This is a genomic window from Kitasatospora sp. NPDC093806, assembly GCF_040683335.1.
Taxonomy (GTDB): domain Bacteria; phylum Actinomycetota; class Actinomycetes; order Streptomycetales; family Streptomycetaceae; genus Kitasatospora.
Genome location: NZ_JBFBDO010000173.1, coordinates 1 through 10,343, shown reverse-complemented (window position 1 = coordinate 10,343; position 10,343 = coordinate 1). Strand labels below are relative to the sequence as shown.

The window sequence follows — 10,343 nt, the reverse complement described above, 5'->3', positions numbered from 1 at the left end:
CTGGGTGCGGTTCTGCCGGTGCTGTCGTCGTGGCGTCGGCGGGTGCGGGAGGACTCGACGGTCGACGGTTGGCGCTACCGCACCACCTGGAAGCCCGTCGCCGACGCCGGTGCCACCCGGATGGACGGGACCTGGCTGCTGGTCGCACCGCCGACCGAGTCCGGTCGGCGTGGCTGGGCGCAGCTCTGCGCGGACGCGTTGACGGCACGCGGCGCCGAGGTGGTCGTCGTCGAGGCCGACGCGGCGCTCGCCGGCCGGGAGCACTACGCGCGTGAGCTCGCCGCGGCCGCGGCCGACCGCACCGTCCGGGGCGTGCTCTCGCTGCTCGCCGTCGACGCCCGGCCGCTCGCCGAGGCCCCGGCCGTCGGCGGCGGTCTCGCCGCGACGGTGGCCCTGCTCCAGGGCATGGTAGACGGCGGACTGGAGGCACCGCTCTGGTGTGTGACCTCGGGTGCGGTGTCGACGGGCGCCGAGGACGCCGTCCGCAGCCCCGAGCAGGCGCAGGTCTGGGGGCTCGGCCTGGTGCTCGCCCTGGAACGGCCGGAGCGCTGGGGCGGGCTGATCGACCTGCCCGAGCCCGCCGACGAACGCGCGGCGCGGCGGCTGGCGTCGGTGCTCGCCGGTCTGGACGGCGAGGACCAGGTGGCGGTCCGGGACGCCGCGTCGTTCGCCCGGCGCGTGGTCCGCGCCCCCGGTGAGCAGACCCCGGTCGTCCGCTCCTGGCGGCCGACCGGCACCACCCTGGTGACCGGCGGGACCGGGGCCCTCGGCGGCCAGATCGCGCGCTGGCTGGCGCGTCGGGGCGCGGAGCACCTCCTGCTGGTGAGCCGCGGCGGTCCGGACGCGCCCGGCGCTCGCGAACTCGTCGAGGAACTCGCGGCCTCGGGCACCAAGGCGACGGTCGCGCGCTGCGACGTCGGGGACCGCGCGGCCCTCGCACAGCTCCTCGCCGACATCCCCGCCGACCTGCCGCTCACCGCCGTCATCCACACCGCCGCCGTCCTGGAGGACTCGGCCGTCACCTCTCTGACCGTCGACCAGATGCAGCGCGTCCTGGCGGTGAAGGCCGGCGCGGCGGTGCACCTGCACGAACTCACCCGGGAGCTCGACCTCTCGGCGTTCGTCCTGTTCTCCTCCTTCTCCGGCGAGTTCGGCAGCCCGGGCCACAGTAACTACGCGCCCGGGAACGCCTTCCTGGACGCGTTCGCCCAGTGGCGCCGCCAGCAGGGCCTGGTGGCCACCTCGATCGCCTGGGGAGCCTGGGGCGGGGGCGGAATGGCCGCGGGCGTGGCGCGGGACCTGCTCCACCGCCACGGTCTCCTGGAGATGGCGCCCGACTCGGCCGCGCACGCCCTCGGGCAGGCGCTGGACCGGGACGAGACGCGCCTGATCATCACCGACCTGGACTGGGAGCGGTACTTCCTGGTCTACACCTCCTCCCGGCAGCGGCCCCTGATCCGGGACATCGCCGAGGTCCGGGCGCTGGTCGCGGCCGGCGCCGGACGGAACGACGCGGTGGCGGAGCCGGCCTCGCCCCTGGAGCGGCGCCTGCACGGCATGTCGGCCGCGGAGCGCGAGCGGACCGTCGACGAACTGGTGCGCGGCCAGGTGGCGACCGTGCTGGGCCACGTCTCGGCCGACCAGGTCGACCTCAACGCACCCTTCCGGAACGCCGGCTTCGACTCGGTGACCGGCGTGGAGCTGCGGAACCGGCTTAGCGCGGCGACCGGTGTGCGCCTGCCCGCGACCCTGATCTTCGACCACCCGACCGCCGCCGCGCTGAGCCGCTTCCTGCTCGGCGAGCTCGCGGGCGTGACCGGGGCCGCCGACCGGGCCGGGGCGCCCGTCGCGACGCGGGTCGACGACGACCCGATCGCGATCGTCGCGATGAGCTGCCGCTACCCGGGCGGGGTGCGGACGCCCGAGGACCTGTGGCACCTGGTGCTGGCCGAGAACGACGCCGTCTCCGGCTTCCCGACGAACCGCGGCTGGGACATCGAGGGCATGTACGACCCGGAGCTCGGGCGTCCCGGCACCTCGTACACCCGCAGCGGCGGCTTCCTGCACGACGTGGCCGACTTCGACGCCGAGTTCTTCGGCATCTCGCCCCGCGAGGCCCAGGCCCTGGACCCGCAGCAGCGGCTGCTGCTGGAGACCTCCTGGGAGGCCTTCGAGCGGGCCGGAATCGACCCGGTCTCGCTCTCGGGCAGCCCGACCGGCGTGTACTTCGGACTCACCTACCAGGACTACGCGGCCCGCCTCCAGGACGCCCCGGCGGAGTTCGAGGGCTACCTGCTGGCGGGCAACACCGCGAGCGTCGCCTCGGGCCGGGTGGCGTACAGCCTCGGGCTGGAGGGTCCGGCGGTGACGGTGGACACGGCGTGCTCGTCGTCGCTGGTGGCGCTGCACCTGGCGGCGCAGGCGCTGCGGTCGGGCGAGTGCGACCTCGCCCTCGCCGGCGGCGTGGCGGTCATGGCCAGCCCGGCGATGTTCGCCGAGTTCAGCCGGCAGAAGGCGCTGGCCCCCGACGGCCGGTGCAAGGCGTTCTCCGCCGCCGCGGACGGGTTCGGCTCGGCGGAGGGCGTCGGCGTCCTGGTGCTGGAGCGGCTGTCGGACGCGGTGGCGAACGGCCACAACGTCCTTGCGGTGGTGCGGGGTTCGGCGGTGAACCAGGACGGTGCGTCCAACGGCCTGATGGCCCCGAACGGCCCGTCGCAGCAGCGGGTGATCCGCCAGGCGCTGTCCGGCGCCGGGCTCACCGGCTCCGAGATCGACGCGGTCGAGGCGCACGGGACGGGGACGCGGCTGGGTGACCCGATCGAGGCGCAGGCGCTGATGGCGACCTACGGCCAGGGCCGGGACGCCGAACTGCCCCTGTGGCTGGGCTCGGTGAAGTCGAACGTCGGCCACACGCAGGCGGCCGCGGGTGTGGCGGGTGTGATCAAGATGGTGATGGCGATGCGGGAGGGTGTGCTGCCGCGGACCCTGCACGTGGACGAGCCGTCGCCGCACGTGGACTGGTCGGCGGGTGCGGTGGAGCTGCTGACGGAGGCGCGGGCCTGGCCGGAGACGGGGCGGGTGCGTCGTTCGGCGGTGTCGTCCTTCGGGATCAGCGGGACCAACGCGCACGTGATCCTGGAGCAGCCGGCGGCGGTTGCGCCGACCGTCGAGGAGGCCGTGGCCACGCTTCCGGCGGTGCCGGTGGTGCTGTCGGGCAAGTCCGTGGACGCGCTTCGTGGGCAGGCTGCGGCGCTGTCGGAGCGGGTGCGCGGGGGTGAGGCGCGGGCGCTGGACGTGGCGTTCTCGCTGGCGACCTCGCGTTCGGCGTTCGAGCAGCGGGTTGCCCTGGTGGCCGGGGACCGTGAGGAGCTGCTGTCCCGGCTCGCGGATGTCGTGTCGGGGGCTGTGGTTGCTTCGTCGCCGAGTGCGGGGCGTCTTGGTCTGGTGTTCTCGGGTCAGGGTTCGCAGTGGGCGGGGATGGGCCGGGAGTTGAGCGCCTTCCCGGTGTTCGCTCGGGCGTATGCCGAGGTGTGTGCGGAGCTCGGTGTCGAGTTGCCGTCGGATGAATCGATTCATCGGACGGGGTTCGCGCAGCCGGCGATCTTTGCGCTTGAGGTGGCGCTGTTCCGGTTGTTCGAGTCGTGGGGTGTGTCGGCCGGTGTTCTGGCGGGTCACTCGGTGGGTGAGATCGCCGCCGCGCACGTCGCGGGTGTGCTTTCACTCAAGGACGCGTGTGCCTTGGTGGTGGCGCGTGGTCGGTTGATGGAGGCGCTGCCCGAGGGTGGCGCGATGGTGGCCGTCGGCGCTTCCGAGGCCGATGTTCGGGAGCTGTTGGACGGGACCGAGGGTGTGTGGGTGGCGGCCGTGAACGGTCCGTCGTCGCTGGTCCTATCGGGCGAGGAGGAGCAGGTCCTGGCCGTGGCGGCCGTTGCGGCGGAGCGTGGGTTCCGTACTCGTCGTCTGACGGTGAGCCACGCGTTCCACTCGGGTCTGATGGATCCGATGCTGGAGGAGTTCGGGGCCGTTGTGGCGGGCCTGGAGCTGCGTGAGCCGGCCCTTCCCCTGGTGTCGACCGTGACCGGTCGCGTGGAGACGGAGCTGTGGACGGACCCCGGCTACTGGGTCCGCCAGGTCCGCGAGGGCGTGCGTTTCGCCGACGCGGTCGGCTCCATGCTGGAGCTGGGTACCGGCGTGTTCCTGGAGGTCGGCCCGGACGCTGTCCTGTCGGGGATGGTGGCCGAGTGCCTGCCGCAGGAGGGCCCGGCCCGCGCCGTCGTCCCGTCCCTGCGCCGCGACCGCGACCAGGCCCGTTCCGCCGTCGAGGCCCTGGCCCGTCTGCACACGGCCGGCGCCCCCGTCACCTGGGACAGCGTGTTCCAGGGCACCGGTGCCCGCCGGATCGACCTGCCGACCTACGCCTTCCAGCGCCGCCGCTACTGGCTGGACGCCTCGGAGCGGCCGTCCGCGGAGGTGCTGGACGGCCGGTTCTGGGAGGTCGTCGAGCGCGGTGACCTGGCCGGTCTGAGTGCGGCACTCGGTGTCGGTGAGGAGCAGTCGCAGTCCCTCGGCGAGGTCCTGCCGGTGCTGTCCTCGTACCGGCAGCGGGTGCGTGAGCAGTCCGCCACCGACGACTGGCGCTACCGCGTCACCTGGAAGAGCACCACCCTGCCGTCGTCCGGCCTGCTGACCGGACGCTGGCTGGTCGTCGCACCGGCGGACTGCCCGTCGGCCGAGCTGTGCGCCGACGCGCTGCGTGCCCACGGTGCCGAGGTCCTCCCGCTGCACCTCGACCCGGCCGGTGCCGACCGGCAGGCCTTGGCCGACCGGCTGGCGGCCGCCGGTGACGTCAGCGGTGTCCTCTCCCTGCTCGGGCTGGCGGAGGGGGAGCCGGGCGGAGGCGGCGAGTGGCCGGCTCTGCTCGGCACGACCCTGCTCCTCCGGGCCATGGACGACGCGGGCGTCACCGGACGGCTGTGGGCAGTGACCCAGGGCGCGGTGTCCGTCGACGCGACGGATCCGGTGACGAGGCCCGTGCATGCCCAGCTCTGGGGCCTCGGTGCCGTTGCCGCGCAGGAGTACCCCGAGCGGTGGGGCGGACTGGCCGACCTGCCCGCCTCCGTGGACGCCCGGGCCGTCGACCAGCTCGTCGGCGTGCTGGCGGGATCGGACGAGAAGGAGGTCGCGATCCGGCCGGCCGGTGTCCACGCCCGCCGGCTGACGAGGGCCGGACGGTCCGCGCGGCCCGAGGCGGCCTGGCGGCCGAGCGGCACCACGCTCGTCACCGGCGGCACGGGCGCCCTGGGCGCGCAGGTCGCCAGGTGGCTGGCGCGCGGCGGTGCGGAGCACCTGCTGCTGACCAGCCGCCGGGGCGCCGACGCACCGGGCGCCGCCGAGCTCGCGGCCGAGCTGACCGCGCTGGGCGCCGAGGTCTCGATCGTGGCGTGCGACGTCGCGGACCGCGCCGCCGTCGAAGGCCTGCTGGCCGGGATCCCCGACGAGCGGCCGCTGACCGCCGTGATGCACGTCGCGGGCGTCGTCGAGGACGGCGTGCTCGACTCCCTGACCCCCGCGAGCTTCGCCCGGGTCCTGGGCCCGAAGGCCACGGCGGCCTGGCACCTCCACGAGCTCACGGCGTCCCTCGACCTGTCGGCGTTCGTGCTGTTCTCCTCGCTGGCCGGTGTCGTCGGCGCGGCCGGCCAGGCCAACTACGCGGCCGCCAACGCCTTCCTGGACGCCCTGGCACACCACCGCCGTGCTCAGGGCCTTTCCGCGACGGCCGTCGCCTGGGGCGCCTGGGACGGCGGCGGCATGGCCGCGGCCGGGGACGCGGCGGGCGAGCGGATCCGCCGCAACGGGGTGACGCCGATGGCGGCGGAGCAGGCCCTCGCCTTCCTCCAGGAGGCGCTGGACCGCGACGAGACCGCGGTGGTCATCGCGGACCTCGACTGGGCCCGACTGCGGCCCGTCCTGGCCGGGGCGGCTGCCGAAGCACTGATCAGCGACGTCCCCGAGGTCCGGGAGCTCCGCGAGCGCGCCGACGAGGCGTCGGCGCGGGGCGGCTCGTCCTTGGTGCGGCGACTGGCCGGCCTGGGAACGGCCGAGCGGGTCGAGCTCCTGACCGACGAGGTCCGCGCGCACGCCGCGGCCGTGCTCGGCCACCCCTCGGTGGCCGCCGTCGACCCGGAACGCGCGTTCAAGCAGGCCGGTTTCGACTCGCTCACGGCCGTGGAGCTGCGGAACCGGCTGAACGCCGGCACCGGTCTGAGCCTGCCGGCGACCCTCGTCTTCGACTACCCGACGCCCGCCGACCTCGCCGAGTACCTCGCCTCTGAACTGCTCGGCGGAGAGCCGGAGCAGTACGCCCCGGCGACCCGGCTCGCGGGGACGGACGAGCCGATCGCGATCGTGGGCATGAGCTGCCGCTTCCCCGGCGGCGTGCGTTCCCCCGAGGACTTCTGGCGGCTGCTGGCCGAGGGTGTGGACGCGGTCGGCCCGTTCCCCGCCGACCGGGGCTGGGACGCGGATGACCTCTACGACCCGGACCCCGCCGCCGCGGGGAAGCTCTACGTCAGGGAAGGCGCCTTCCTCGGCGGCGTCGGCGAGTTCGACTCGACCTTCTTCGGGATCTCGCCGCGCGAGGCGCTGGCGATGGACCCGCAGCAGCGCCTGCTGCTGGAGACCTCCTGGGAGGCCTTCGAACGGGCCGGCATCGACCCGGCCACGCTGAAGGGCAGCGCGACCGGTGTCTTCACCGGAACCAACGGTCAGGACTACGCCTCGCTGCTGACCCGCACCGCCGACGGCGGCGACGGCCACCTCGGCATCGGCAACGCGGCGAGTGTGATGTCGGGCCGGGTGTCGTACGTGTTCGGGCTCGAAGGCCCGGCGGTGACGGTGGACACGGCGTGCTCGTCGTCCCTGGTGGCGTTGCACCTGGCGGCGCAGGCGCTGCGCGGCGGTGAGTGCGACCTCGCGCTCGTCGGCGGCGTCACGGTGATGTCCACTCCGGCGACCTTCGTGGAGTTCTCGCGTCAGCGCGGTCTCGCGGTGGACGGCCGGTGCAAGGCGTTCGCCGACGGAGCGGACGGCACCGGCTGGGGCGAGGGCGTCGGCATGCTGCTGGTAGAGCGGCTGTCGGACGCGGTGGCGAACGGTCACGACGTCCTTGCGGTGGTGCGGGGTTCGGCGGTGAACCAGGACGGTGCGTCCAACGGTCTGACCGCGCCGAACGGTCCCTCGCAGCAGCGGGTGATCCGGCAGGCGCTGGCCAACGCGCGACTGTCCGCGACGGACGTGGACGCGGTGGAGGCGCACGGGACGGGGACGCGGCTGGGTGACCCGATCGAGGCGCAGGCGCTGCTGGCGACGTATGGGCGGGATCGTTCGGCCGACGAGCCGCTGTGGCTCGGCTCGGTCAAGTCGAACATCGGCCACACGCAGGCGGCTGCCGGTGTGGCGGGTGTGATCAAGATGGTGATGGCGATGCGGGAGGGTGTGCTGCCGCGCACGCTGCACGTGGACGCGCCGTCGACGGAGGTCGACTGGTCGGCCGGCACCGTTCAGCTCCTGACCAGGAACGAGACCTGGCCGGAGACGGACCGTCCCCGGCGTTCGGCGGTGTCCTCGTTCGGTGTGAGCGGGACGAACGCGCACGTGATCCTGGAGCAGGCCGCGCTGTACGTCGAGGAGACCGTCGAGGAGGTCGCCGGGCTCCCTGTCGTGCCGGTGGTGCTGTCGGGCAAGTCCGTGGAGGCGGTCCGGGGCCAGGCTTCGGAGCTGCTGGATTGGCTCGGGGTGAATCCCGAACTCGGTCTGCTGGATGCGGGGTTCTCGCTGGCGACGTCGCGTTCGGCGTTCGAGCAGCGGGCGGCTGTGGTCGCGGGCGATCGTGAGGAGTTGCTGTCTCGCCTTGGCGAGCTGGTCTCGGGTTCGGCCGCTGTTTCGTCGCCGAGCGCCGGGCGTCTTGGCCTGGTGTTCTCGGGTCAGGGTTCGCAGTGGCCGGGGATGGGCCGGGAGTTGAGTGCCTTCCCGGTGTTCGCTCGGGCGTATGCCGAGGTGTGTGCGGAGCTGGGGGTGGAGCTGCCGTCGGACGAATCGATCCACCGCACCGGAGCGGCGCAGCCGGCGATCTTCGCGCTTGAGGTCGCTCTCTTCCGGTTGTTCGAGTCGTGGGGTGTGTCCGCTGGTGTTCTGGCGGGTCACTCGGTGGGTGAGATCGCGGCCGCCCACGTCGCCGGTGTGCTGTCCCTCGCGGACGCCTGCACGCTGGTCGTGGCGCGCGGTCGGCTGATGCAGGCGCTGCCCGAGGGCGGCGCGATGGTGGCCGTTGGGGCTCCCGAGGCCAACGTTCGCGAACTGCTCGCGGACACCGACGGCGTGTGGGTGGCGGCCGTGAACGGTCCGTCGTCGCTGGTCCTTTCGGGCGAGGAGGAGCAGGTCCTGGCCGTGGCCGCCGCTGCGGCGGAGCGGGGCTTCCGCACTCGTCGTCTGACGGTCAGCCACGCCTTCCACTCGGGCCTGATGGACCCGATGCTGGAGGAGTTCGGGGCTGTCGTGGCGGGCCTGGAGCTGCGTGAGCCGGTGCTGCCGCTGGTGTCGACGGTGACGGGCCGGGTGGAGACGGAGCTGTGGACGGACCCCGCCTACTGGGTCCGCCAGGTCCGCGAGGGCGTGCGTTTCGCGGACGCCGTGACCACCATGCTCGACCTCGGTACCGGAACCTTCCTGGAGGTCGGCCCCGACGCCGTCCTGTCCGGGATGGTGGCCGAGTGCCTGCCGCAGGACGGCCCGGCGCGCGCCGTGGTCCCGTCCCTGCGCCGGGACCGCGACCAGGCTCGTACGGCCGTCGAGGCGCTGGCCCGTCTGCACGCGGCGGGAACCCCCGTCACCTGGGAGACCGTGTTCCAGGGCACCGGCGCTCGCCGGATCGACCTGCCGACGTACGCCTTCCAGCGCCGCCGCTACTGGCCGGAGGTGTCCGGGGCGGGCGTCAAGGACGCGACCGGGCTGGGCCTGGAGACCGCCGCGCACCCGCTGCTCGGTGCGGCGATCGAGGTCGCGGACAGCGACGAGGTCCTGTTCACCGGCCGGCTCTCCCTCGCCACGCACCCGTGGCTGGCCGACCACACCGTGCTGGGCAGTGTGCTGCTGCCGGGGACGGGGTTCGTGGAGTTGGTGCTGCGGGCCGGCGATCAGGTGGGTTGTGGGGTCCTGGAGGAGCTGACGTTGGAGGCGCCGCTGGTGCTTCCGGAGCGCGGTGGGGTGCAGTTGCAGGTGGTGGTGGGTGCTCCGGACGGGTCCGGGGTGCGGGCTGTGGGTGTGTACTCGCGGCCGGAGGGTGTGGGGTCGGACGGGGTCGAGGAGGCGTGGCGTCGGCATGCGGCGGGTTCGCTGTCGGTGGGCTCGGGTCCGGCGGAGGCGGCGCCCGTCATGGCGGGCGCGTGGCCGCCGGTCGGTGCGGAGGCCGTCGACCTCGACGGCTTCTACCCGGACCTCCTGGAGTCCGGTTTCGCCTACGGGCCGCTCTTCCGGGGCCTGCGGGCCGTCTGGCGGACGGAGGACGAGGTGTTCGCCGAGGCCGTGCTGCCGGAGGACGCCGGGTCCGACCCGCGTGCGTTCGGTCTGCACCCCGCGCTGATGGATTCGGCTCTGCACGCCGTCGGACTGGGCGGTCTGGTCGGTGAGGTGGGTGAGGCCCGCCTGCCGTACGCCTGGTCCGGGGTGCGGCTCCACGCGAGCGGCGCTGGGGCCCTGCGGGTGCGGCTGACGCGGGCCGGCCGGGAGGCGGTCTCGCTGACCATGACGGACGCGGACGGGTTGCCGGTGGTCTCGGTCGACTCGTTGGCGCTGAGGGTCGTCTCGGCGGACCAGGTGGGCGGCGGGAACGCGGCCGGCGCTCCCGACTCCCTGTTCGAGCTCGACTGGATGCCGCTGCCGACTGCCCCGGTCCCGACCGATTCCGTACGGGTCGCCGTCCTCGGTTCGGCCGACGTGTCCCGGTTCGCGCCGGCCTCGGGCACGTCCGGTGCGACGTTCCACCCGACGCTCGCCGATCTGCGTGAGCAGGTGGCGCGCGGCGAGGTGGCCCGGCCGGAGCTGGTGCTGCTGGAGTGCACCGGCGCGACCGGTCGGACCGGTGACGCGGGTGCGGACGCGGTTCGCGCGCTGGTCGGCGACACGCTGTCCGCGCTGCAGGAGTGGGTCGCCGACGAGTCTTTCCTCGATTCCCGGCTGGTGGTGGTGACTGCCGGTGCGGTGGGTGTGGGGTCGGGGTCGGATGTGGTGGATCTGGGTGGTGCTGCGGTGTGGGGGTTGGTGCGTTCGGCGCAGGCGGAGTTCGCGGG

The 10,343-nt window shown here is 74.0% G+C and carries 1 protein-coding gene; it reads left to right on the top strand.

All coding sequences use genetic code 11. The features are described from left to right. Window positions 1-42 precede the first annotated feature (42 nt). The coding region (locus AB0N76_RS37955) for a type I polyketide synthase (protein ID WP_363565392.1) at window positions 43-10,343 on the top strand (10,301 nt) is incomplete at its 3' end.